This is a genomic window from uncultured Paracoccus sp. (assembly GCF_945915435.1).
Taxonomy (GTDB): domain Bacteria; phylum Pseudomonadota; class Alphaproteobacteria; order Rhodobacterales; family Rhodobacteraceae; genus Paracoccus.
The window spans coordinates 25,563-47,293 of sequence record NZ_CAMEFG010000013.1 but is presented as its reverse complement, the minus strand read 5'-3'; the positions used below and the strand labels follow the sequence as shown (position 1 = coordinate 47,293).

21 protein-coding genes are annotated in these 21,731 nt (G+C 65.1%); 9 read left to right on the top strand and 12 right to left on the bottom strand.

Going from position 1 to position 21,731, the window contains the following annotated elements; genetic code table 11:
* Window positions 1-28: 28 nt before the first annotated feature.
* The 10 genes from Q0O97_RS06385 to hemN form a co-directional block, all read right to left on the bottom strand.
* A complete protein-coding gene (locus Q0O97_RS06385; RefSeq protein ID WP_294926369.1) occupies window positions 29-1,285 on the bottom strand; it encodes a hypothetical protein in 1,257 nt (418 codons plus the stop codon).
* Between the two features lie 18 nt (window positions 1,286-1,303).
* Entirely contained in the window at window positions 1,304-2,233 is a 930-nt protein-coding gene (locus Q0O97_RS06380; RefSeq protein ID WP_294926367.1) for a LysR family transcriptional regulator, read from the bottom strand.
* Between the two features lie 169 nt (window positions 2,234-2,402).
* A complete protein-coding gene (locus Q0O97_RS06375; RefSeq protein ID WP_294926365.1) occupies window positions 2,403-3,002 on the bottom strand; it encodes a TetR/AcrR family transcriptional regulator in 600 nt (199 codons plus the stop codon).
* An 18-nt stretch (window positions 3,003-3,020) separates the two neighbouring features.
* The gene (locus Q0O97_RS06370) at window positions 3,021-3,704 is read right to left on the bottom strand and encodes a glutathione S-transferase family protein (RefSeq protein ID WP_294926363.1); all 684 of its coding nucleotides are present in this window, start codon (window positions 3,702-3,704) and stop codon (window positions 3,021-3,023) included.
* Between the two features lie 108 nt (window positions 3,705-3,812).
* Window positions 3,813-4,853 carry an aldo/keto reductase gene (locus tag Q0O97_RS06365; RefSeq protein WP_294926361.1) on the bottom strand — a complete coding sequence of 347 codons (1,041 nt, stop codon included), beginning with the start codon at window positions 4,851-4,853 and terminating at the stop codon, window positions 3,813-3,815.
* A gap of 76 nt (window positions 4,854-4,929) precedes the next feature.
* Window positions 4,930-5,571, bottom strand: a complete 642-nt coding sequence (gene gstA / locus Q0O97_RS06360) for a glutathione transferase GstA (protein WP_294926359.1) — start codon at window positions 5,569-5,571, stop codon at window positions 4,930-4,932.
* Window positions 5,572-5,598: 27 nt separating this feature from the next.
* Window positions 5,599-5,781 (bottom strand): cytochrome b/b6 domain-containing protein, encoded by a 183-nt coding sequence (locus Q0O97_RS06355; RefSeq protein WP_294926428.1) that lies wholly within the window; start codon window positions 5,779-5,781, stop codon window positions 5,599-5,601.
* 574 nt (window positions 5,782-6,355) lie between these two features.
* Window positions 6,356-6,763, bottom strand: coding sequence for a cytochrome C-552 (locus Q0O97_RS06350; RefSeq protein WP_294926357.1), 408 nt, complete (start codon window positions 6,761-6,763; stop codon window positions 6,356-6,358).
* A gap of 11 nt (window positions 6,764-6,774) precedes the next feature.
* Window positions 6,775-8,052 carry a sulfite oxidase gene (locus Q0O97_RS06345; protein ID WP_294926355.1) on the bottom strand — a complete coding sequence of 426 codons (1,278 nt, stop codon included), beginning with the start codon at window positions 8,050-8,052 and terminating at the stop codon, window positions 6,775-6,777.
* A 170-nt stretch (window positions 8,053-8,222) separates the two neighbouring features.
* Complete coding sequence (gene hemN, locus Q0O97_RS06340) at window positions 8,223-9,578, bottom strand: oxygen-independent coproporphyrinogen III oxidase (protein WP_294926353.1); 1,356 nt, start codon at window positions 9,576-9,578, stop codon at window positions 8,223-8,225.
* 53 nt (window positions 9,579-9,631) lie between these two features.
* On the opposite strand from hemN, the gene fnrL reads away from it, so the two are divergent.
* A complete protein-coding gene (fnrL, locus tag Q0O97_RS06335; protein ID WP_294926351.1) occupies window positions 9,632-10,381 on the top strand; it encodes a transcriptional regulator FnrL in 750 nt (249 codons plus the stop codon).
* A 25-nt stretch (window positions 10,382-10,406) separates the two neighbouring features.
* On the opposite strand, the gene Q0O97_RS06330 is transcribed toward fnrL, so the two are convergent.
* A complete protein-coding gene (locus Q0O97_RS06330; protein WP_294926349.1) occupies window positions 10,407-11,240 on the bottom strand; it encodes a universal stress protein in 834 nt (277 codons plus the stop codon).
* 267 nt (window positions 11,241-11,507) lie between these two features.
* Here Q0O97_RS06330 and ccoN point away from each other — a divergent pair, with 267 nt between their 5' ends.
* From ccoN to ccoS, 8 genes are all read left to right on the top strand, one after another.
* On the top strand, window positions 11,508-13,130 hold the full coding sequence (gene ccoN / locus Q0O97_RS06325) for a cytochrome-c oxidase, cbb3-type subunit I (RefSeq protein ID WP_294926347.1): 1,623 nt from the start codon (window positions 11,508-11,510) through the stop codon (window positions 13,128-13,130).
* Window positions 13,131-13,146: 16 nt separating this feature from the next.
* Complete coding sequence (gene ccoO / locus Q0O97_RS06320; protein ID WP_294926345.1) at window positions 13,147-13,872, top strand: cytochrome-c oxidase, cbb3-type subunit II; 726 nt, start codon at window positions 13,147-13,149, stop codon at window positions 13,870-13,872.
* Window positions 13,873-13,884: 12 nt separating this feature from the next.
* The gene (locus tag Q0O97_RS06315) at window positions 13,885-14,073 is read left to right on the top strand and encodes a cbb3-type cytochrome c oxidase subunit 3 (protein WP_294926343.1); all 189 of its coding nucleotides are present in this window, start codon (window positions 13,885-13,887) and stop codon (window positions 14,071-14,073) included.
* Complete coding sequence (ccoP, locus tag Q0O97_RS06310) at window positions 14,073-15,122, top strand: cytochrome-c oxidase, cbb3-type subunit III (RefSeq protein ID WP_294926341.1); 1,050 nt, start codon at window positions 14,073-14,075, stop codon at window positions 15,120-15,122. The genes Q0O97_RS06315 and ccoP overlap by 1 nt, the downstream gene beginning before the upstream one ends.
* Window positions 15,123-15,318: 196 nt before the next feature.
* Window positions 15,319-16,779 carry a cytochrome c oxidase accessory protein CcoG gene (gene ccoG / locus Q0O97_RS06305; protein WP_294926338.1) on the top strand — a complete coding sequence of 487 codons (1,461 nt, stop codon included), beginning with the start codon at window positions 15,319-15,321 and terminating at the stop codon, window positions 16,777-16,779.
* Window positions 16,779-17,240 (top strand): FixH family protein, encoded by a 462-nt coding sequence (locus Q0O97_RS06300; protein ID WP_294926335.1) that lies wholly within the window; start codon window positions 16,779-16,781, stop codon window positions 17,238-17,240. Before ccoG ends, Q0O97_RS06300 begins: the two co-directional genes overlap by 1 nt.
* A 1-nt stretch (window position 17,241) precedes the next feature.
* Window positions 17,242-19,440: a heavy metal translocating P-type ATPase gene (locus Q0O97_RS06295; protein WP_294926332.1), complete on the top strand. Its 2,199-nt coding sequence runs from the start codon at window positions 17,242-17,244 to the stop codon at window positions 19,438-19,440.
* A gap of 62 nt (window positions 19,441-19,502) precedes the next feature.
* Window positions 19,503-19,661, top strand: coding sequence for a cbb3-type cytochrome oxidase assembly protein CcoS (gene ccoS, locus Q0O97_RS06290; protein WP_294926329.1), 159 nt, complete (start codon window positions 19,503-19,505; stop codon window positions 19,659-19,661).
* Window positions 19,662-20,104: 443 nt separating this feature from the next.
* Here ccoS and Q0O97_RS06285 read toward each other — a convergent pair whose 3' ends face one another.
* Window positions 20,105-21,712: a serine hydrolase gene (locus Q0O97_RS06285; RefSeq protein ID WP_294926325.1), complete on the bottom strand. Its 1,608-nt coding sequence runs from the start codon at window positions 21,710-21,712 to the stop codon at window positions 20,105-20,107.
* Window positions 21,713-21,731 lie beyond the last annotated feature (19 nt).

Sequence of the window (21,731 nt, the reverse complement as noted above, 5' to 3'; positions counted from 1 at the left end):
TCCAGACGGGGCGGGAAAAAGCGGTCGATCATCCCCGCCCCAATCTTGCGATCCATTCAGGCGGTGGCCCTTTCGCCTTTCCGGCAAGGGTTTTCACCAGCATCAGGACCAGCAGCAACACCCCCACATATCCGTTGATGACATAAACGATATTCACCATCGTCGAGAAGGGAACCCGCAATCCGATAAAGGTGCCGATAGCGGTAAGCACCACCGTCAGGATGACGAAGTTGCTGCTTTTCTCTTTCGTGAAACGGGCGACGACCGTCCAGAGCAGCGGCACGGCAGTCGTATAGATGCCTGCGAAGATAATCAGCGAAAAGCCCGTCGCCAGAAGCGGATGCAGGTTATGCGCCAGGTAGAGCGAAGGGATTTCCGTTCCGTTGACCTGCGCGATATTGGCCAGCAACCCCAGGGCGACGATGATGACGGCGGCGGAAAAGGCGACCGCCCCCAATGCGCCGCCAAGGGCCGCTTCCTTCCGGCTGTTGGCGGTCGCGCCCATCGCGGCCATGAACGTCGCCAGCCAGAGCATGCAGAACCCGACATAGGACCCCGCCGCGAACAGCCAGTTCGTCGAGGCGGTTTTCAGTTCCAGCGTCGGCAAAAGGGCATTGCCCTCGGCGATGCCTTCGGGTCTTTTCAGGATCGCCGACAGGCCCAATGCGATGGACAGGACCACGATCACCGGCCCGATGACGCCGATGACCTCGACAAGCCGGTTCAGGCCAAGGCAAACCGTTATCATCACCAGGATGGCCATCCCGATTCCGCCCGCCATCGGCGAAAGCTGGAAATGCTCATTCAAGGTCGCGCCGGCCCCGGCGATCATCACCATGAAGGACATGTAGATGAAGATGATCGAAAAGAAATCAAAAAACATCCCAAGGGGTTTTCCGCAGAAATAGGCGAATATGTCGCTTGGTTTTTCAAACTTCTCTTGATATCCGACCGTAATGAACGCGACGACGATGTAAATCAGCAAAATCATCACGACAAGGGCGCCGGCAATTCCCCAATATCCGTATGACGTGAAATATTGCAGTATCTCTTGCCCTGTCGCGAATCCCGAACCTATAAGAAATGCAATGAATGCCCCGGCAAAGGTGATCACCTTTGTCCCGCTGATACGCTGGTCCATATATTCCTCCTCTGCAATTCTTCCGCGATTGCGGTAATCGCGTGAAAGAAATCCGCATCCTTTAATCATGGGGGGAGGGCGATACTTTGGGATCGATACGACAGACCGATTGCATTTTTGCGACTGGGCAGGGGCGGAGGCCATGCCAGGATGTCGCAGGGCTTACCCCCGCCCGCCGTCCCATTGCCATCCATCGCGCAGATTTTGCGTCAAGCGGTCGATGAAGACGCGGGCTTTCGCGGGCACGATCCGGCCCGGCGGAAGGATGGCATTGATCGGGCCGTCGTTCGCCGCGCACCAGCCCGGCAGGATTTCCACCAACTCGCCGCGGCGCAGGTGGTCGATGACATGGCAGTCGGGGGCAAGGATGATGCCTGAACCGGCAACGGCGGCATCCACCAGGATCTCGGCACTGTCCGAGATGATCGGTCCCTTCGGCTCGACCATGACCCGCCTGCCGCCCTTCGTCAGCGGCCAGCGCGGCCAGGTGACGTGGCCGGTAAAGCCAAGGCAGGCATGGGTGCCCAGGTCCTCGGGCCGCTCGGGCATGCCACGCGCGGCAAGATAGGCGGGGGCGGCCACCAGCATGGTGCGGTAGCTGCCGATCTTGCGGGCAATGCAGGCGCTGTCGGCGGGCCGGCCCACGCGCAGGGCCAGGTCGAAACCCTCGGCGACCGGGTCCACATGGCAGTCGGTGAAGCGCGCATCGACGCGGATCTCGGGGAAATCGGCGGCAAAACCCGGCAGAAGCGGCGCGATCCAGCGCCGCCCGAAGGCCAGCGGCATCGACACCCGAAGCAACCCCCGCGGCGTGACGGCGATATCGCTGACCTCGCGGTTCGCCGCCTCCAACTCGTCCAGGATGGCCTGCACGCGGCGGTGATATTGCGTGCCCGCCTCGGTCAGGGCGACCGCCCGCGTCGTGCGGGCCAGCAGGCGCACGCCCAAACGCCGCTCAAGCGCATTGATGCGCCGCGACAACACGGAAGTGTCCCGCCCCAGATGCCGCGCCGCCTCGGCGAAGCTGCCCAGTTCGGCGACGGTGATGAAGGTTCTGAGTTCCTCGATCGAGGCGGCGCTGGTTTCTTGCATGATCTGCAACGGTCAGGGAAGGCAATGGCTGGTCACTGCCGTTCCAGTCAAAGCCCATCCGGCTGGCAATGGCAATGCCGGCGCATGCAGGACAGTCCCGTGAGAGGGGCAAAGGTGAATATGCGGCGCGATCCCGGATGCAATTCGACAGGGTTCGCGGTGGCGGCCATCAGTTGCGGCGGATGGCCGCCATGATCAATTCATACAGTTCCTCATGGGCCTCGCCTTCGGTCGCCTCCCCCGCAAGAACGGCATTCGACAGGGAATCCGCCGCGCCCAGGATCGCCCAGAGCGCGGCTTTCGGCAAGGTCTTTGACGCCATGAAGGGCGCCAGCGCATGCCCGTATTTCTCTATGCTGGCCGTCTGGCATTCCCTCTTGATCGTCGCAAGTTCGGGCGAGGAACTCAGCGCCGCCACCACGTCGGGCAGTTCCCGCCCCTCGGCCGTGACGCAACCGATATGATGCGCGGCGATCAGCCTGGCCCGGCTGTCGGCGTCGGGCTTGCCTTGGGCCAGAGCCGCCTCCAGATTCCGGCCCTGGCGCAGATCGAAATCGCGATAGAGCGCCGCCAGCAGCCCGTGGCGCGTGCCGAAATGGTCGTAGACCACCGGCTTGGTGACCCCCGCCGCATCGGCAAGGCGCCCCAGCGTCAGCGCATCGGTTCCCTCCTCGCGGACAAGCCGCCAGGACAGATCCATCAGTTGCGCAAGGCGCTGTTCTCTTTTCAGGCGCTTGCGCGGGGCCGGGGATGCGGGGGGCTGGGTCATGGCCCTAGCGCGACGGTCTCAGCGACCGGCCCGAAGCAGGCAGGAGCCGCGCTTTTCAAGGTATTTCACCATCTCATCGTGGTAATCCGCCGTCACCGCCTGCTGGACGCTGGGCCGTTCGGCCAATGCCTTGCGCCATGCCGACACCTTGGAAAGATCGGCAAAAACGCCAAGGTCCCGGAAGCTGTCGAAGACGTCGAAATACCGGAAGATCGGCGCATGGACCGCATCGACAAGGCTGAACGCCGCGCCGTCGAAATAGGGGCCGACGCCCAGTTCCTGCTCGAGCCGGGCAAAGCGGGCGGCGATCCTGTCCGCATTGGTCCTGAGGGCTTCTTCATCCGCCGCGCGTTCGATCCCGACGATGGCCGAGATGATCGAGGATGCAAACTCCATCCAGCCGCGATGACGCGCCCGTGCCAAGGGGTCGGCGGGATGCTGCTTGCGGCCGGGTTGGGTCTCTTCGATATATTCGCAGATGACGAGGCTTTCAAAGATCGCCGCATCGCTGCCGTCCGGCTGACGCACCGCCAGCACCGGCACATTGCCCAGAGGCGAGATCTTCTGAAAACCCTCGGGCTTGTTCGCGGTGTCGATAAAGACGCGCTCGAACGGGACGCCCTTTTCCAGCAGCGCAATCGCCGCGCGCTGCACGAAGGGGCAGATGTTGAGACTGTAGAGCGTAAGCTTGCTGTCCGACATGAAATCGACTCCGGGCTGGCTGGGTGGTTTGACGGGGCGCCGCGTTCCGGGCATATCCACAGGTAAGTTACTGATGGTAGATTGTCGGCAGCAGTTCCGCCCGGCCCCTCATTCCCGGTTTTCGGTGGTCCAGTCTGCGTTGTCGGCATAGAGGTTGCGGGCGCCGGTGACGAGGCCCGCCACGGTGTCGAGGCGGCGCATCTGGTCGTCGGTCAGCACCAGACCCGCCGCGCCGAGGTTCTCGATCATGCGCGACGCGCGGCGCGAGCCGGGGATGGGCACGGTCGCCGCCCCGTATTGCGCGCCCTTGGCAAACAGCCAGGCCAGCGCCACCTGCGAGTTGCTGGCGCCCAGTTCCCCGGCCACCGAGGCGACCAGGGCAAGGGCGCGCGCGTTCGCGTCCCAGCCCGCGCCCATGCGCTCGGTGGCGCCGCGGATGTCGGCGGCGGCGGCCTCTTTCGTCAGCGTGCCGGTCAGGAAGCCGCGCCCGAGCGGGCTGTAGGAGACGAAGCCGATGCCAAGTTCGGCGCAGGCGGGGACGATCCTTGCCTCGACATCGCGCGACCACAGGCTCCATTCCGATTGCAGGGCCGAGATCGGGTGGGTTGCGTGGGCGCGGCGCAATTCGTCCACGGTCACCTCGGACAGGCCCAGGTGGCGCACCTTGCCTTGCTGGGCAAGCTCGGCCATCGCGCCGACGGTCTCCTCGATCGGCACGGTCAGGTCGGGCCGGTGCAGGTAATAGAGGTCGATCGCCTCGACGCCCAGCCGCCGCAGCGAGGCCTCGCAGGCCGCGCGGACATAGTCCAGCCTGCCGGCGATGCGGCCTGCCTCGATCCTGCCGGTCTCGGGGTCCACCTGCTCGCCGGTGATGCCGAACTTGGTGGAAATCTGCACGTCGTCGCGCCGTTCGGCCAGCAGCGGGGCCAGCATGTCCTCGTTGGTGCCGGCGGGGCCTTCGTGGCCGGGGCGCGGATCGCCATAGACATCGGCGGTGTCGAGCAGGGTGATCCCGGCATCGATGGCCTTGTGCAATTGCTCGCGGGCGTCGTCATCCGTCAACCCGCCGCCATAGATGCCGGTCAGGGCCATGCAGCCGTAACCGATGGAGGAAACGGTCAGTCCGCCAAGCTGAACGGGTGTGCGCATCGGCGAATTCCTTTCCTGCTGTCCTTGGCGACAGCGTTGCGGATCGCGGGGCCTTGGTCAATCCGACCCCCTTGCGTCAGGCGGCTTCCGCCCTCAGCCCCTCGGCCTGCAACGCCGCCTGCACGGTCGGGCGGGCCATGACGCGCTTGTGCCATGCGGCCAGATTGCCAAGCCCGGTCAGGTCGAGGTCAAGCTGGAAGACCGAACTCATCCAGTCCGCCCTGGCCCATCCGATCAGCGCAAACAGGTAGCAATCGGCGATGGTGAACCGCTCGCCCATCAGGAAGTCCCTGCCGGCAAGCTGGGCGTCGATCCATTGGAAACGCTCGAACAGCTTGGCTTTGGCGATGTCGAAATAGCCCTCGGCGGCGGCGGCGTAGAACAGCGGGATGAAGCCCTTGTGGATCTCGCTGCCCAGGAAGGTCAGGTATTCCTGCAAGCGATAGCGTTCGATGGTGCCGTTCGCCGGGGCCAGGCCGGTCGCGGGCGCCTGATCGGCGATATACTGGACCAGCACCGCGCCTTCGCGGAACACCTCGCCGCTGTCGAGTTGCAGGACGGGGACATAGCCCAACTCGTTGACCGCGTAATAGTCCTGGCCGTCGCCGAAGGTATGGGTCCGGGTATCGACGCGGATCAGATCGAACGCCAGCCCCGCCTCGCGCAGCGCGATATGGGGCGAGAGCGAGCAGCTTCCGGGGGCGTAATAGAGTTTCATCTTGGGTTTCCTTTCGTGATTGTTCGTTCACGCCTTCCGGGGCGTGCCGGCCATGCGCGACAAGGTGCCGTCGCGCCACATCGCCCGGTGCAGCCCGGCCATGACCACATGGCCCAGGATCAGCGCCGCCATCAGCCAGGCCAGTTCGCCATGCGGCGCCCCGGCCAGGGCGGCAGTCCATTCGACAGACTCGGCACGGGCCGGGAAGATCTCGAAGCCGAAGGGCGCGAAGGCGCGCTCCGCGCCCCATGCCCGCAGGGCCGGTCATCCATCGCGTCACCTTTCATCAAGATCGCCAGTTTCCGCCGGGGCGATCCGCCCGGCGCCGTTGTCATGACCGGCAAGATAGGCGCAGATCAAATCCGCATTAACCGCCTGTATTTGCATTTGACTGTTGCAAGATACGCAAGAAATACCCGGCAAGACCATTGACCCGGCGTTGCCGCGATAAGCGGGGGGTCTTGGCGTTTCCGGCCTTGCGCATTTCGGACCGGGCTGCCCGCGAAAGCTCACCTCGCCGCCTGATCGTCGATCAACTTCCCGGATCGGGGCGGCCTTTGCAAACCCGAGGGGGCAGGGGGGCTTGGGCGTGCCGCTGCCCGATCCGGTTTCAGGATTTCCGGGTTGATCGTTCCGGGCACGGGCAATTTCGCAGGGATTCCGCGCCATTGCGTTACTGCATCAATGCGGATTTGCGGTTTTCCGCAGTGTTATCGCGGAACGCCGCTCACGATAGCCCTTGCGTCCTGTTGAAACGGGCAGGCTGCCGCTTGCCCGTTCCCCCTCATCTTTCTGATGAGAAGTTTTCCTTGAGGTAGGACAGGATCACCTGCCTGGTTTCCTCGTCCGGTTCGACCATGCCTTGCTCCTCGACCATCCAGGTCCACAGCTCGTCCCAACGCAGGTCGGTGATGCGCTGCTGCTTGATGATTTCGGTCGAGTGGCAGGCGACGCATTGATAATAGGTCTCTTCCGCGCCGGGGCCGTCGGGCAGCCCGTCGAATTCGGGATTGCCGGCCATATCCTCGCCACCCTGGGCATGGGCGCGCAGCGCGCTCATCGGGTCCAGCGCCACGGCGCCGGCGGGCTTGCCGCGCAGGGCCTGCATCGGGTCGGGCGCGGCCAGCGCCATTCCCGCGCCGAAAACCAGCGCGCCCAGCCCCAGCGCCGCCCTCGTCATGATACGGAACATGCGATCTCCCATCATGCCGAGGCGACCAGCGCGATGCGGTGCTGGATGTTGTTGGCATAGCCGCGCGGGTTCCACACCGGCGAAAGCGGCGGCTGGCTGATGCCGTCCTGATCGGTCGCGCGCGCCCAGACCTCGTAATAGCCATGCTGGGGCAGGGTGACCTCGGCCCGCCAGCGCTGCCAGGCGAAGCGGTTGTGCGGCGCGTCCAGCACGGCCTCTTGCCAGGTCTGGCCGAAATCGGTCGAGATATGGACGGCGGCCACGTCGCCCTTGCCGCACCAGGCATGGCCGCGCACCTCGGTCGGCGTCTCGGGGGCCAGTTCGGTGCCGGTGCGGGGAAAGGTGATGACGGATTTCACCGGCATTTCCGTCAGCACCACCATGTCCTCGGGCGGAACCTCGGTCCCCGGCGCGACGGGATAGGCCGGGATGCGATAGGAATCGCCGCTCATCTTCTCACCGTCATGTTCCTTGTCGCGCACCCAGATGCGGTTGAGGTATTTCTGCGAGACCGAGGCCGGATAGCCCGGTATCACCAGCCGCAGCGGAAAGCCGTGCAGCGCGGGCAGCGGCTCGCCGTTCATGGCCCATGCGATGATCGCATCGCCCTCCAGCGCCTTTTCGATGGGCACCCCGCGCGAGATCACCTCCTTGTCCTCGTCGAAGGACAGGTGGACGTCGTTGCCGTAATGGCCGGTATAGACCGCGCTGTCCTTGACGCCCGCCGCATTCAGCACGTCCGCCAGCCGCACGCCGGTCCATTCGGGGCAGCCGATGGCGCCCATCGTCCATTGGTTGCCCGAGGTGCCGGGCTGGAAGAAGGCCCGCCCGTTGCCGCCGCATTCGATCACCAGACGGCTGGTGACGGTCTCGAACCGAGATTGCAGGTCCTCGATGGTCAGCTCCAGCGGGGTCTCGACCTCGCCGTCCACGGTCAGCACCCAGCCCTCGGCGTCCTGGTCCAGCGCGTTCTGCGGCACCAGGCCGTTCATCCGCACGAAGAGGTGCTTGTAGGGCGTGATATCGTCGTCCAGCAGATGCGCCGGGGTTTCGGCGTTCAGCGGACGGTCGCCCAGGACCACCATCCCCTCTTTCCCGGCCATGAAATCGGCGCCGGTGTCCTGCGCCAGCGCGACGGGGATGATGCCTGCGGGCAGGTTTCGCTCGAACGGGATGGTCATGCCCAGCATCGAGCCGAGCGCCGTCAGCCCGGTCGTTTTCAGAAAGCCCCGGCGGCTTTGGCCCTTGGCGCCCGCCGTTTCGGGGGTATGGGTGGATGGCTGGGTCATGCGGCTTTCTCCTCCTGTCGCGCTTTCCTCGGGCCGCCCCGCAAGGCAGCCGTTCCCGACCCGAAGTCTAACCGGGAACCACGACGGATCAATAGCCGCAGGGAAAATGCTTGCCCCGCATCAAGACGGCTGCCGCGCCGGGAACCCGTGGCCGGATCCCCTGCGGGCGGTCATATCGCCGTCGAATGCGCCTGGTTTCCCATGTCGTAGGCATCGAGGACCTGCGCGATCATGCGGGTCAGGGGGCGGGCGCGTTCGTCGAGGGAAAGCCCCCGGGCGGTGATCGTCACCATATCCCCGAACTGCGCCGCGATGCGGGAATACATCCCGGCGACCGTCTCGCGGTCCAGACCGAATTTCCGCACGAATTCATCGGTGTCGATGCGGAAATCGCACATCACGGCCTCGATCATGCGGGCGCGCCATTGGTCGTCGGGTGTCATCACATGGCCGCGCATCGTCGAAAACCGCCCGTCGCGGATCGCGCCGACATGGGCGCCGGTGGCGGGGGCGTTCTGCGCATAGCCCTGCGGAAAACGCGAGATGGACGAAGCACCCAGGCCGATCAGCACATCCGCCTGATCGTCGGTATAGCCCTGGAAGTTCCGCCTCAGCCGCCCGGTCCGCTGCGCCACGGCAAGCCCGTCACCGGGGCGGGCGAAATGGTCGATGCCGATCTCGTCATAGCCGTCCGAGATCAGCAGGTTGCGCGCGATCTCGAACAGGGCAAGGCGCTGGCGCGGGTCGGGCAGCTTGTCGGCGGGGATCATCACCTGCCGCTTGGCGACCCAGGGGACGTGGGCATAGCCGTAAAGCGCGATGCGGTCGGGACCAAGCGCCATCAGCTTCTGCACCGAATCGGCGATGCGCGGGCCGTCCTGGCCGGGCAGGCCGAACAGGATGTCGGCGTTCACGCTGCGGATGCCGCGGTCGCGGATCATGGCGATGGTGCTGGCGGTGATCTCGAAGCTCTGCTCGCGTCCGATCATGGCCTGGATGGCCGGGTCGAAGTCCTGCACGCCGATGCTGGCGCGGGTCAGCCCGGCGCGGGCCAGCGCATCCATGCGCGGCTCGTCGATCTCGTTCGGGTCGATCTCGACCGAGAATTCGCCGCCCTCGGCCAGCGGCATGCGCCGGAAGATGGCGGCTGCCAGCTTTTCCATCAGGTCGGGTTCGATCAGGGTGGGGGTGCCCCCGCCCCAATGCAGCCGCGACAGGGTGACGTCGCGCGGCAGGATTTCCCCAAGCAGGGCGATTTCGTCCAGCAGGGTCTGGACGTAGCTGCGCACGGGCGAGTCGCTTTTCGTGCCCTGCGTCCGGCAGGCGCAGAACCAGCACAGCCTGCGGCAAAAGGGCACATGCAGGTAAAGCGAGATGCTGCTGCCTTCGGGAATGGCGGCGATCCAATCGCGGTAATGCGCGGGCGTTACCACGTTCTTGAAGTGGTTGGCCGGCGGATAGCTGGTGTAGCGCGGCGCACGCGCGTCGAACAGTCCCAGATCGGCAAGTTGCGAAATATTGCTCATGCGCGTAGTGTTTCCCCAGAATACGCGAACAGTCATTGACGCAGGTCAAGCTTATGCCAGTCACCACCGCCCCGCAGTCCGGGCCGCTTTCCTGTGATTCCTGCCGGATTCACAACCGCGCGGTCTGCGCCCATTGCAACGCCGACGAGATGGTCCGGCTGGAACAGGCCAAGTTCTACCGAACCTTTCCGGCCGGGCAGGTGGTGGTCTGCGCGGGCGACGAGATGGACTTCGTCGGAACCGTCGTGACGGGCGTCGCCACGCTGACCCAGACGCTGGAAGACGGGCGCACCCAGATGGTCGGGCTGCTGCTGCCAAGCGATTTCCTTGGCCGCCCCCGCCGGATCGAGGCCGCCTATACCATCACCGCCGTCACCGACCTTGTCCTGTGCTGCTTTCGCCGCAAGCCGTTCGAGAAGCTTCTGGCCGATACGCCGCGCCTTGCCTCGCGCCTGCTCGAGATGACGCTGGACGAACTGGACGCCGCGCGCGAATGGATGCTGATCCTGGGCCGCAAGTCGGCGCGCGAACGCATCGCGTCGCTGCTGGCGATCCTGTGCCGGCGCGAGGCGGCGCTGATGCGCGAAACCCCGTCGGGGCGCATGTCGATCCACCTGCCCCTGACGCGCGAGGCGATGGCGGACTACCTGGGCCTGACGCTGGAAACCGTCAGCCGCCAGATGACCGCCCTGCGCAAGGAAGGGCTGATCGACCCGCAGGGTAGGCGCAGCATCATCGTCCCCGACTATGCCCAGTTGGTCGAGATCAGCGGCGACGACATGGATGGCGCGCCGCTGGTCTGAAGCGCCCCCCACAACGCGCCCCCCCTCAACGCGCCATGAAGATCGGGACCGAGGTTCCTTCCAGCAGGTCGCGGGTCGCGCCGCCCAGGATCGCCTCGCGCAGGCGGGACTGGCCATAGGCGCCCATCACTACCATGTCCGCGCCGATTTCCGTGGCGCGCTGCATCAGGATGGCGCTGATCTGCGACTGGGTGCGGGCAAGCACGGCGATCTCGGCCTTGACGCCGTGGCGCGACAGCATCCGCGCCAGCGCCTTGCCCGGTTCGGCCCGCTCGGGGCTGTGGGGCGAGGGGTCGATGACCGTGATCTCGACATGATCGGCGGCACAAAGCAGGGGCAGGGCGCGGCGGATGGCGGCCAACGCCTCGTTCGACTGGTTCCAGGCGACGAGGATGCGCTGGCCCAGCCTTTCGGGAACCTGGTCGGGCACGATCAGCACCGGACAGATGCCGTCGAACAGCGCGCCCTCGACCACGCTTTCGCGGTCGGCGCCGTAATTGCCGTCATAGGGGCGGTTCATCACGGCAAGGTCGCAAAAACGCGCGCGCATCGCCACCAGCGTCGCCAGCCCGCCGCCCTGCGCCACCGCGCTTTCCACCGCGTAACGCACGCCGCTGCCTTCAAGCCGGGCCTTGGCCCAGTCCTCCAGTTCCCGCGCCGTTTCCATCGCCGCCTCGATCGCGGCCTGAAAGACATAGGCCGAGGCCCCGGCATAGTAAAAGCCGCTTTGGGTATGATCGACCGCAAGGCAGAAGACATCCAGATGCGCGTCATGCTGGCGCGCGATGGTGACCGCCGCCTCTAGCTGGGCCTGCTGGTTGGTATCGGTCAGGACCGTCAAGATCGTCTTGTATCCCATCGTCTGTCCTTTCGGTATGGGGGCGGTTTCCGGGGCTATCCTTAACACCGGCCGCCGCCCCGGACATTGAGCCGGATCAAGAAGCGCGCGCGGGATGCGACCTGCTGCCGCGCCCTGCTTTTCCCGCGCGGTATTGACCCAGATCAAGGAATTGTGCCCATTGGATGGAATATGCGCAAGTATCGAAAGCTGCCTCGTTCCACCTCGGGAACCGGGGTGGTTGTGGTGATCGAAGTCGCGGTGATCGAATAAGGGGACACCTAACCTATGTGGGACACCATCAAGCTGATCCTGCTTGGCCTTGTCGCGGTCGGGGCCGCGATCGCGGCCAACTATGCCAGAGCGGATGACCCGGCCTATATGGTCAATGCGCTGATTGTCGCGCTGGTTGCAGGATACATGTTCCTGCACACCCTGCGCCGGATGGACGAGCCGAAATTCGCCGGGGTCGCGCATCCCGAGACCGAATATATGGACGATGTCGTCCGTGCGGGCGTCGTGGCGACGGTGCTGTGGGGCATCGTCGGCTTTCTGGTCGGCGTCATCATCGCCTTCCAGCTTGCCTTTCCGGCGCTGAACCTCAGCGAATTGACGAACGGCTACACCAACTTCGGCAAGCTGCGTCCCCTGCACACCTCGGCGGTGATCTTCGCATTCGGCGGCAACGCCCTGATCGCAACCTCGTTCTATGTGGTGCAGCGCACATCGGCCGCCAGACTTTGGGGCGGCAACATGGCATGGTTCGTCTTCTGGGGCTATCAGCTTTTCATCGTGCTGGCGGCGACGGGCTATATCCTGGGCGCGACCCAGTCCAAGGAATATGCCGAACCCGAATGGTATGTGGACTGGTGGCTGGTCGTGGTCTGGGTCGCCTACCTGGCCGTCTTCCTGGGCACGATCATGAAGCGGCGAGAGCCTCATATCTACGTCGCCAACTGGTTCTACCTGGCGTTCATCGTCACCATCGCCCTGCTGCATATCGTCAACAACCTGTCGGTGCCGGTCTCGTTCTTCGGGTCCAAGTCGGTGCAGCTTTTCGGCGGCGTGCAGGATGCGATGACGCAATGGTGGTATGGCCATAACGCGGTCGGCTTCTTCCTGACCGCCGGTTTCCTGGGGATGATGTATTACTTCATCCCCAAGCAGGCCGAGCGTCCGGTCTACAGCTACAAGCTGTCGATCATCCACTTCTGGGCACTGATCTTCATGTATATCTGGGCCGGTCCCCACCACCTGCATTATACCGCGCTGCCCGAATGGGCCGCGACGCTTGGCATGGTCTTTTCGATCATGCTGTGGATGCCTTCCTGGGGCGGCATGATCAACGGGCTGATGACGCTGTCGGGCGCCTGGGACAAGCTGCGCACCGATCCCGTCATCCGCATGATGGTCGTCGCCGTGGGCTTTTACGGCATGGCCACCTTTGAAGGCCCGATGATGTCGATCAAGGCCGTGAACAGCCTGTCGCATTACACCGACTGGACCATTGGCCACGTCCATTCCGGCGCGCTTGGCTGGAACGGCATGATCACCTTCGGCGCGCTTTATTACCTGGTGCCGCGTCTTTGGGGACGCGAGCGGCTGTATAGCCTTGCGCTGGTAAGCTGGCACTTCTGGCTGGCGACCATCGGGCTGGTCCTCTACGCGGCCTCGATGTGGGTCTCGGGCATCATGGAGGGGCTGATGTGGCGCGAGGTCGACGACATGGGCTATCTGGTCAACCCCTATTTCGGCGATATCGTCGCGGCCAAGTTCTCGATGAACGTGGCGCGGGGCCTGGGGGGCGTGCTGTATCTCGCCGGCGGGATCATCATGGCCTACAACCTGTGGGCGACCGTGGCCAAGCAGCCCAAGGCCCATTCCACCACCGCAGCCGTTCCGGCCGAGTAAGAGAAAGGACCCGGACATGGCCATTCTTGACAAACACAAGATCATCGAAAAGAACGCGACGCTTCTGCTGGTCTTTTCCTTCCTTGTCGTGACCATCGGCGGCATCGTCCAGATCGCCCCGCTGTTCTACCTGGAAAACACCATCGAAGAGGTCGAGGGCGTGCGCCCCTACACGCCGCTGGAGCTGACCGGACGCGACATCTACATCCGCGAGGGCTGCTATACCTGCCACAGCCAGATGATCCGCCCGATGCGCGACGAGGTCGAGCGTTACGGACATTACAGCCTTGCTGCGGAATCTATGTATGACCACCCCTTCCAATGGGGGTCCAAGCGCACCGGGCCGGACCTGGCGCGCGTCGGCGGACGCTATTCGGACGAATGGCACTTCGATCACCTTGTCGATCCGCAATCGGTGGTGCCGGAATCGATCATGCCGAAATACGGCTTTCTGGCCAATCGGATGATCGACCCCGGCCATATGGTGCAGCGGTTGCGCGCCGATGCGCGCGTGGGCGTGCCCTACGACGACGAGATGATCCAGGCCGCCGTTGCCGACTTCCGCGCGCAGGCCGACCCGGATGCCGATGGCTCGGAACTGCTGGAACGCTATCCCGGCGCCCAGCAGCGCAATTTCGACCGCCGCCCCGGCATTTCGGAAATGGATGCGCTGATCGCCTATTTGCAGGTCCTGGGCACGATGGTCGATTTCTCGACCTTCCAGCCCGATCCTGCGCGCTGACGGGGGGCCGTGATGGAAACCTATACCTTCCTGCGGCAACTGGCGGACAGTTGGGTCCTGCTGGCGCTGACGCTGTTCTTTGTCGGGGTCTGGCTGTTCGCCTTCCGCCCCGGTTCGCGGCGCACGCATCAGGACATCGCGGAAAGCATCTTTCGCAATGAAACGAAGCCCGCGCCACGGCGCGAGACGGAGGTCGAGTGATGGCCGGTAAAGACGACGAACACAGCAGCCAGGCCAATCCGGACAACCGGATCGAGCTTGAACGCCAGGCCGCCGATCGAAAGCATATGGCCGATATCGCCCAGGATCCGCCGACGGACCCCGAGGGCCAGCCGGTCACCCCGGCCCAACCCGCCCCGCCCAGGGAAACGCGGGTCGTGCGCAACGCCAAGGGCAGGCGCGAAGTGGTCGAGGTTCCCTCGACGGGGCATGAATGGGACGGGATCAAGGAATACGACAACCCGCTGCCGCGCTGGTGGCTGTGGACCTTCTACGCCACCATCGTCTGGTCGGTCTTCTACGTCGTCGCCTATCCGGCGGTTCCCTTGCTGACCAGCGCGACGCGCGGCGTGCTGAACTATTCCGTCCGCGAAGAGGTCGCATCCGAGATCCAGCGTTTTGACGAGGCGAACGCCCCGGTCCGCGCCCGCCTGCTGGAAACCCCGCTGGAAGAGATCGCGACCGATCCCGAACTGGCCAACTTCTCGACCCATGCAGGCCGTGCCGTGTTTGAAACCTGGTGCGCGCAATGCCACGGTCAGGGTGGGGGCGGCGCGGTCGGCTATGCCAACCTGCTGGACAACGAATGGCTTTGGGGCGGCACGATAGACGACATCTACACCACCATCCGCCACGGCATCCGCGATCCGCTGGACCTGGATACGCGCTATTCCGAGATGCCCCGCTTCGGCACCGACGGCATGCTGGACCGCACCGAGATCGCGCAGGTCACAGAATACGTCCTGCAGATCTCGGGTCAGGCGCATGACACCGCGATGGCGGGCGAGGGCGCTGTCGTCTACGAAGACTTCTGCGCAAGCTGCCACATGGACGACGGCACCGGCGACCGCGAACAGGGCGCGCCCGACCTGACCGATGCGATCTGGCTTTACGGCGGCGACCGCGCGACGATCAACCGCATGGTGACCACCGGACCCTTCGGTGTAATGCCCGCGTGGCAGGAACGGCTGTCGGATGCCGATATCCGCGCCGTGGCGGCCTATGTCCACAGCCTGGGCGGCGGCGAATAACCGCGCAAGGCGTGCCTTGGACCGAACGAAACACAGATCTGCGCGGGGGAACCGGCGCAGAGGACACCGGCCCCCGATCCTGTTCGCGCGTTTCCCGGGGGCCGGTGTTTCCTGAAAAAACCATGACGGCAGGGAAAGGCAACCCCTTTTCCTGCCGTAACGGGCTGAAACAGGCCCGTGTTGCAGGAGAGCCAGAATGTCATCTTCGGGCATCGAGCCGCCGAAACTCTATCAGGGCCGCGAGCCGATCTTCCCTCGCCGCGTCAACGGCTGGTTCCGAAATCTGAAATGGATCATCATGGGTGTCACCCTGGCGATCTATTACGTCACCCCCTGGATCAGATGGGACCGCGGCGCGAACCTGCCCGACCAGGCGGTGCTGGTCGATCTGGCCAGCCGGCGCTTCTTCTTCTTCTGGATCGAGATCTGGCCGCACGAGTTCTATTTCGTTGCCGGGCTGCTGATCATGGCGGGGCTGGGGCTGTTCCTGTTCACCTCGGCGCTTGGGCGGGTGTGGTGCGGCTATGCCTGCCCGCAAACCGTCTGGACCGACCTGTTCATCCTGACCGAGCGTTGGGTCGAGGGCGACCGCAACGCCCGCCTGAGGCTCTACAATGAAAAATGGGGCGCGCGAAAGCTGCGCCTGCGCCTGGCGAAATGGGCGATCTGGCTGGTGATCGCGGTGGCGACCGGCGGCGCATGGGTCTTTTACTTCACCGATGCGCCGACGCTGCTGCACAACCTGCTGACGCTGAACGCGCCGCCGATCGCCTGGATCACCATCGCAATCCTGACCGCGACGACCTTCGTCTTTGGCGGCTTCATGCGCGAGCAGATCTGCATCTACGCCTGTCCCTGGCCGCGCATCCAGGCGGCGATGATGGATGAAAACACCCTGACCGTCGCCTATCGCGACTGGCGGGGCGAGCCGCGCGGCAAGATCCGCAAGGGCGAGGCGACCCGCTCGGACGGCGGAGCCAAGGGCGATTGCATCGACTGCATGGCCTGCGTCAACGTCTGCCCGATGGGGATCGACATTCGCGACGGCCAGCAGATGGAATGCATCACCTGCGCGCTGTGCATCGACGCCTGCGACGAGGTGATGGAAAAGATCGGCAAGCCGCGCGGGCTGATCGACTACCTGGCGCTGAAGGACGAAACCGACGAACGTGCGGGCAAGCCGCCGCGCCCGGTGCTGTCCCATGTGCTGCGCCCGCGCACGCTGCTTTACTTCACGCTGTGGGGCGGGATCGGCGTCGCGCTGGTCTTTGCGCTGTTCATGCGTTCGGCCTTCGACGTGAATGTGACACCCGCGCGCAACCCGCTGTTCGTGACGCTGACGGATGGCTCGATCCGCAACACCTACGAATTGCGCCTGCGCAACAAGCAGGGCGAGCAAACGCAATATGCCGTCAGCGTCAGCGCCCCCTCGGGCGAGCCGCTGCCGGGCCTGGCCCTGACGCTGGAAGGCCAGCCCGACAACCTCGTGCCGGTCGATGCGGATGCGACCCGCACACAGCGGCTTTACCTGACCAGCGGGCCGGAAACGACGCTGACACAGACCGACCGTTCGGATGTCCGCCTGACGGTGCAGGACCTGGACGGCGGGACCTCGGCCACGGTTCTGACGGTTTTCAACGGAAAGGAGCAACCCTGATGCGCGAACTGACGGGGAAACATGTCCTGATGATCACCGGCGGCGCCTTTGCCGTGATCTTCTCGGTCAATATGCTGATGGCGTTCAAGGCCGTCTCGACCTTTCCGGGGCTGGAGGTGCGCAGCAGCTATGTCGCCTCGCAGACCTTCGACCGCGACCGCAACGCGCAAGAGGCGCTGAACTGGCGCGTCAGCCCCGAACATGACGGGCAGGTGCTGGCGATCACGATCCGCGACGGGCAGGGCAACCCCGCGCCGGTGCAGGACCTGCAAGTGACCGTGGGCCGTCCCACCCACATGCGCGAGGATCAGGACCTGACCTTCACCTATCACAACGGCTATTTCTCGGCCCCGCTGGAACTGGCGCCGGGCGCCTGGCTTCTGCATCTGCGCGCGACCGCGCCCGACGGGACGCAGTTCCGCCAGCGCATCGAGCATCGCATCCCGGAACGGGGGGCCTGACATGTCCGGCGCGACCACCAGCAGCTATGATTCCCGCCTTTCGGCCTGCCCGGCCTGCGACGTCGCCCCCCTTGCCATGCGCGTGGCCGAGGGGCGCTTCAAGGACACCGACGTCGTCCTGTCGCTGCCCGGTATCCATTGCGTGACCTGCATCAACGATATCGAAAGGGCATTGGCCAACCATCCCGGCGTCCGCGCCGCCCGCGTCAACCTGTCGCTGCGGCGCGTCAATATCGACGCCCCCGGCCAAAGCGCCGAAGACCTGATCCCCGTCGTCGAATCCGTGGGTTACGAGGCGCATGAACTGGACCCCGCCGCGATCAGCGCCTCGGCCGCCGACCGGCAGGGCCGCGACCTGCTGATGCGCATGGGCGTGGCCGGTTTCGCGATGATGAACATCATGCTGCTGTCGGTCGCCGTCTGGTCCGGCGCCGACGGCGCGACGCGGGACATGTTCCACATGGTTTCCGCAATGATCGCCCTGCCGACGGTGCTGTTCTCGGGCCGGCCCTTCTTCGCCAGCGCCTGGCGGGGGTTGCGGCACGGGCGGGTGGGGATGGATTTCCCGATCTCGCTGGCGCTGATCCTGACCAGCGGGATCTCGCTTTACGAAACGATCAACTCGGGTCCGCATGCCTATTTCGACGGCGTGACGATGCTGTGCTTCTTCCTGCTGATCGGGCGCTACCTGGATTATCGCACCCGCGCCGTCGCCCGTTCCGCCGCCGAGGAACTGACCGCGCTCGAGGTCCCCCGTGCCTTTCGGATCGAGGGCGACAGGGATGTGGCCGTGCCCGTGGCCGACCTGAAGCCGGGCGACCTGATCCGCGTCCGGCCCGGATCGCGCATGCCCGCCGACGGGCGCATCGCCCAGGGCAGCAGCGAGATCGACCGTTCGCTTCTGACCGGCGAAAGCATTCCGGTCGCGATCATGCCGGGGCAAGAGGTTTCGGTCGGCGAGATGAACCTGACCGGCCCTCTGGTGGTCGAGGTGACGGCGGCGGGGCGCGACAGTTCGCTGTCGCGGCTGACCGAGCTGGTCGCAGCCGCCGAATCCGCACGCGGACGCTATACCACGCTGGCGCAGAGGGCTTCGTCCGCCTATACGCCCGTCGTGCATACGCTGGCGCTGGCCAGTTTCCTGGGCTGGATGTGGCATGCGGGCGATCTGCGCCTTGCGATCAACATCGCCGCGGCGGTGCTGATCATTACCTGTCCCTGCGCACTTGGCCTTGCCGTGCCTGCGGTGGTGACCACGGCCTCGGGGCGGCTGTTTCGCAAGGGCCTGCTGATCAAGGACGGCAGCGCGCTGGAACGGTTGGCCGATGTGGATACGGTGGTCTTCGACAAGACCGGGACGCTGACGATGGGCACGCCGCGCCTGAAGACGCTGGCCGTCCTGCCGCGGGATCTGCACGGGGTGGCGCTGGCCGTTACCGAAAGTTCTTCGCATCCCCTGGCGGTTGCGCTGACGGCGGCCCTGCGCGCCGAGGGCGCGGTGCCGGTTCCCTTGCAGGACCTGCGCGAACATCCTGGTTACGGGATCGAAGCGCGTTGGCAAGGCCGGCTTGTCCGCCTTGGCCGGGCGGCCTGGGTCGGGGGCGAGATCGTCGAAGGGCAGGGCGCCGCCACTTGGCTGCGGATCGGAGACGAGTCCGCATATCGCTTTGATTTCGCGGATGAGATGCGCCCCGGAGCCGAGGGCTGCGTCGCAACTCTGCGCAGGCGGGGCTATCGCGTGTTGCTGCTGTCGGGCGACACGGAAACCTCGGTCGCCGATATCGCGGCGCGCCTTGGCGTCGGCGAATGGCGGGCGGGGATGACCCCGCAGGAAAAGGCCGCGCAGGTGCAGGCGCTTGGCGATGGCGGTGCGACGGTCCTGATGGTGGGCGACGGGCTGAACGACACGGCGGCGCTTGCGGGCGCGCATGTCGCGATCTCGCCCGCCTCGGCGCTGGATGCGGCGCGCGTGGCGTCCGATATCGTGCTGATGGGCAGCGACCTGACCCCCGTGCCCGAGGCGCTGGAGGTCGCCAAACAGGCCCGGACTCGCATCAAGGAAAATTTCGCGGTATCCTTCGGCTATAACGTCGTCGCGGTGCCGATCGCCATTCTGGGCTTTGCCACGCCGCTGCTGGCTGCGCTGGCGATGTCGCTCAGTTCGATCTGCGTGACGCTGAACGCGCTGCGCCTGCGCTGAACAAGGCCACGGCAGCCTGCGAAGCTGTCACGATGCCGCAAAGCAATAGGAAAGGAGGCGTCATGTCCATCGTTGCGACCCTGATCCCCGTCACGCTGTTTCTGGGTGGGCTTGGCCTGGCGGCTTTCCTCTGGTCGCTGAAACGACAGCAATATGACGATCCCAAGGGCAATGCCGAACGTATCCTCAGTTCGGAATGGGACGACAAGCCCAAGCCCTGACACGGCGGAAAGATCCGGGTTTCCCGCATCGCGGCCCGAAGCGGGGGAATCTGGTCCAGGGCCGGAATGGGACTGTCGGCTAAAGTCGCCGCGGGCCGTGTTTTCCGTTTCCAGATGCCCGAACCGGATATTCACCGTGGCCAGCTTGAAATAGTCTGTGCGACCGAAGCATCCGGGCCAAGAAAAGAAATACGCCTCAATTCAGGCGGATACGCGGCGTTTTTACACTGAACCTCGCCGAATTCGGAACAATTTCCGCGACGGCCCGCTCTCCAAATCTTCTGGCGGCGGCCTGTTGAGGACAGGAGCCGTCGAACCAGAAGCCGCGCGCCTCGTCACGGCGCAACCGCAGATTTCGATTCGAGCGCCGCTATCGGCGGCTTGCGTATCAATTCGCCGGGCTGACCTGCACAAGCGGCATATCCGGCGACGAAGCCGGATTATCAGGGGTGCAACACATCGCAAGACACCTGCCGCGCGGTCAGCTTGCTGCATGCGAGTTCGGCATCGCCACGGGTAAGGCCGACGAAATTCGCCTCGAACCCGCGGTTGGTGTTGGCCACGCGGCGCAGGGCGTCGTTCAGCGTGGCGCTTTCCTGCAAGGCGGCGCGCAGCAGCACCTGCTCGGCCTCACCCTGCGAGCGGTAAAGACCGACATTCACGCCCCAGTTCTTGCCGCCCGAGGACGAAATGCGCGAAACCACCTCGGCCGGCATCCGCTCTTCGGGTTGAGAGGGCGTCATCGAGGCCAGGATGATCGTTTCACCCGGCGCAGCGACAGGGGCCGCGGCAAGCGACACGGTTTCAGGCTGCGGCGGGGTGGTCTGGATAAAGGCAGCCCCCGGTGTCCGCAAGCTGTCGGACAATGAACTGACCTCATCCGCGCTGCGCGACTTGCGGGCGGGACGGGCCGAACTGCTCAGTCCCTGGGCGCCGTCCTCGCGCGAGGGCGGGGCAGCGATCGCCATTTCCACGGCGATATCGGTCGGCGACTTGGTCGCGACGACGGCGGGCGCATGCCCGTCGGGCTTGCGCGCGGGGCGGGCACTGGCCTGCATGACGGCTGCGGGGCGGTTGTCGTCGGCGGCGCGCAGCGCATTCGACACCGCCGCCGGGGTCACGCCGGGCGCGGTGCTGGCCCGTGCCGCCGGGCGGCTGGAGGACGCGATGGTGAAGGGCGCCGGTGCAGGCTGGCGCGGTTCGCTGCGCGCGACCTCGGTGCTGCGGCGAACGCGCTGTTCGACCATATACTGGGGCGGGGCAGGGCGCACTTCCCGCGCGCGGGTGGGCGCGCGGTTGAAACCTGCGTCCAGAAGCTGGGCCATCACCTGGTTGCGATGCGCGGTCGAGGTCCCGCCCATCACCGTGGCGATGATGCGCTTCTGCCCGCGCTGCGCCGAGGCGGTCAGGTTGAATCCGGCCGCGCGGGTATAGCCCGTCTTGATCCCGTCCGCACCCTGATAGCTGTCGAGGAAACGCCGGTTCGTATTCGAGACATTGGCGATCCCCGCATCAGCCGAACGGCGCGAGAACAGGTTGTAATATTGCGGAAAATCGTAAAACAACCGCCGGCCCAGCGTGGTCATGTCGCGCGCGGTCGAATAATGGCCGTTCTGCGTCAGGCCGTGCGCGTTGCGGAATTGCGTGTTCCGCATGCCCAGGGCGCGCGCCATGTTCGTCATCTGGGTGGTATAATGTTCTTCCGAACCGCCCCCAAGCCCTTCGGCGATGGCGGTGGCCGCATCATTGGCCGATTTCACGGCGGCGGCGCGAATCAGATAGCGCAGCTCGATCTGCTGGCCCGCCTTCAGCCCAAGGCGCGAAGGCGGCTGGTTGGCGGCATTCCGCGAGATGGGGATCTTGGAATCCAGACGGATCTGCCCCCGCTCGATGGCCGTGAATGCCAGGTAGAGCGTCATCATCTTGGTCAGGGATGCCGGGTGAAGCCGGGTATCGGCATTCTGGGCATGCAGTTCCTGGCCCGTCCGCGCATCCATCACGAAGGCGGCGAATGGTGCGGCACTCACCGAAGCGGGAAGGAGTGCCAACATAAGAAAGACTAATCCGGCG

What these genes read in the sequence shown, in the direction of transcription:
- Q0O97_RS06380 (WP_294926367.1), bottom strand. Translation starts at nt 2,233, where the DNA reads ATGCAAGAAACCAGCGCCGCCTCGATCGAGGAACTCAGAACCTTCATC.
- Q0O97_RS06315 (WP_294926343.1), top strand. Translation starts at nt 13,885, where the DNA reads ATGGAAACCTATACCTTCCTGCGGCAACTGGCGGACAGTTGGGTCCTG.
- Q0O97_RS06365 (WP_294926361.1), bottom strand. Translation starts at nt 4,853, where the DNA reads ATGCGCACACCCGTTCAGCTTGGCGGACTGACCGTTTCCTCCATCGGT.
- Q0O97_RS06345 (WP_294926355.1), bottom strand. Translation starts at nt 8,052, where the DNA reads ATGACCCAGCCATCCACCCATACCCCCGAAACGGCGGGCGCCAAGGGC.
- fnrL (WP_294926351.1), top strand. Translation starts at nt 9,632, where the DNA reads ATGCCAGTCACCACCGCCCCGCAGTCCGGGCCGCTTTCCTGTGATTCC.
- gstA (WP_294926359.1), bottom strand. Translation starts at nt 5,571, where the DNA reads ATGAAACTCTATTACGCCCCCGGAAGCTGCTCGCTCTCGCCCCATATC.
- Q0O97_RS06375 (WP_294926365.1), bottom strand. Translation starts at nt 3,002, where the DNA reads ATGACCCAGCCCCCCGCATCCCCGGCCCCGCGCAAGCGCCTGAAAAGA.
- Q0O97_RS06385 (WP_294926369.1), bottom strand. Translation starts at nt 1,285, where the DNA reads ATGGCCTCCGCCCCTGCCCAGTCGCAAAAATGCAATCGGTCTGTCGTA.
- ccoO (WP_294926345.1), top strand. Translation starts at nt 13,147, where the DNA reads ATGGCCATTCTTGACAAACACAAGATCATCGAAAAGAACGCGACGCTT.
- Q0O97_RS06295 (WP_294926332.1), top strand. Translation starts at nt 17,242, where the DNA reads ATGTCCGGCGCGACCACCAGCAGCTATGATTCCCGCCTTTCGGCCTGC.
- ccoG (WP_294926338.1), top strand. Translation starts at nt 15,319, where the DNA reads ATGTCATCTTCGGGCATCGAGCCGCCGAAACTCTATCAGGGCCGCGAG.
- hemN (WP_294926353.1), bottom strand. Translation starts at nt 9,578, where the DNA reads ATGAGCAATATTTCGCAACTTGCCGATCTGGGACTGTTCGACGCGCGT.
- Q0O97_RS06285 (WP_294926325.1), bottom strand. Translation starts at nt 21,712, where the DNA reads ATGTTGGCACTCCTTCCCGCTTCGGTGAGTGCCGCACCATTCGCCGCC.
- ccoS (WP_294926329.1), top strand. Translation starts at nt 19,503, where the DNA reads ATGTCCATCGTTGCGACCCTGATCCCCGTCACGCTGTTTCTGGGTGGG.
- Q0O97_RS06300 (WP_294926335.1), top strand. Translation starts at nt 16,779, where the DNA reads ATGCGCGAACTGACGGGGAAACATGTCCTGATGATCACCGGCGGCGCC.
- ccoP (WP_294926341.1), top strand. Translation starts at nt 14,073, where the DNA reads ATGGCCGGTAAAGACGACGAACACAGCAGCCAGGCCAATCCGGACAAC.
- Q0O97_RS06330 (WP_294926349.1), bottom strand. Translation starts at nt 11,240, where the DNA reads ATGGGATACAAGACGATCTTGACGGTCCTGACCGATACCAACCAGCAG.
- Q0O97_RS06370 (WP_294926363.1), bottom strand. Translation starts at nt 3,704, where the DNA reads ATGTCGGACAGCAAGCTTACGCTCTACAGTCTCAACATCTGCCCCTTC.
- ccoN (WP_294926347.1), top strand. Translation starts at nt 11,508, where the DNA reads ATGTGGGACACCATCAAGCTGATCCTGCTTGGCCTTGTCGCGGTCGGG.
- Q0O97_RS06350 (WP_294926357.1), bottom strand. Translation starts at nt 6,763, where the DNA reads ATGTTCCGTATCATGACGAGGGCGGCGCTGGGGCTGGGCGCGCTGGTT.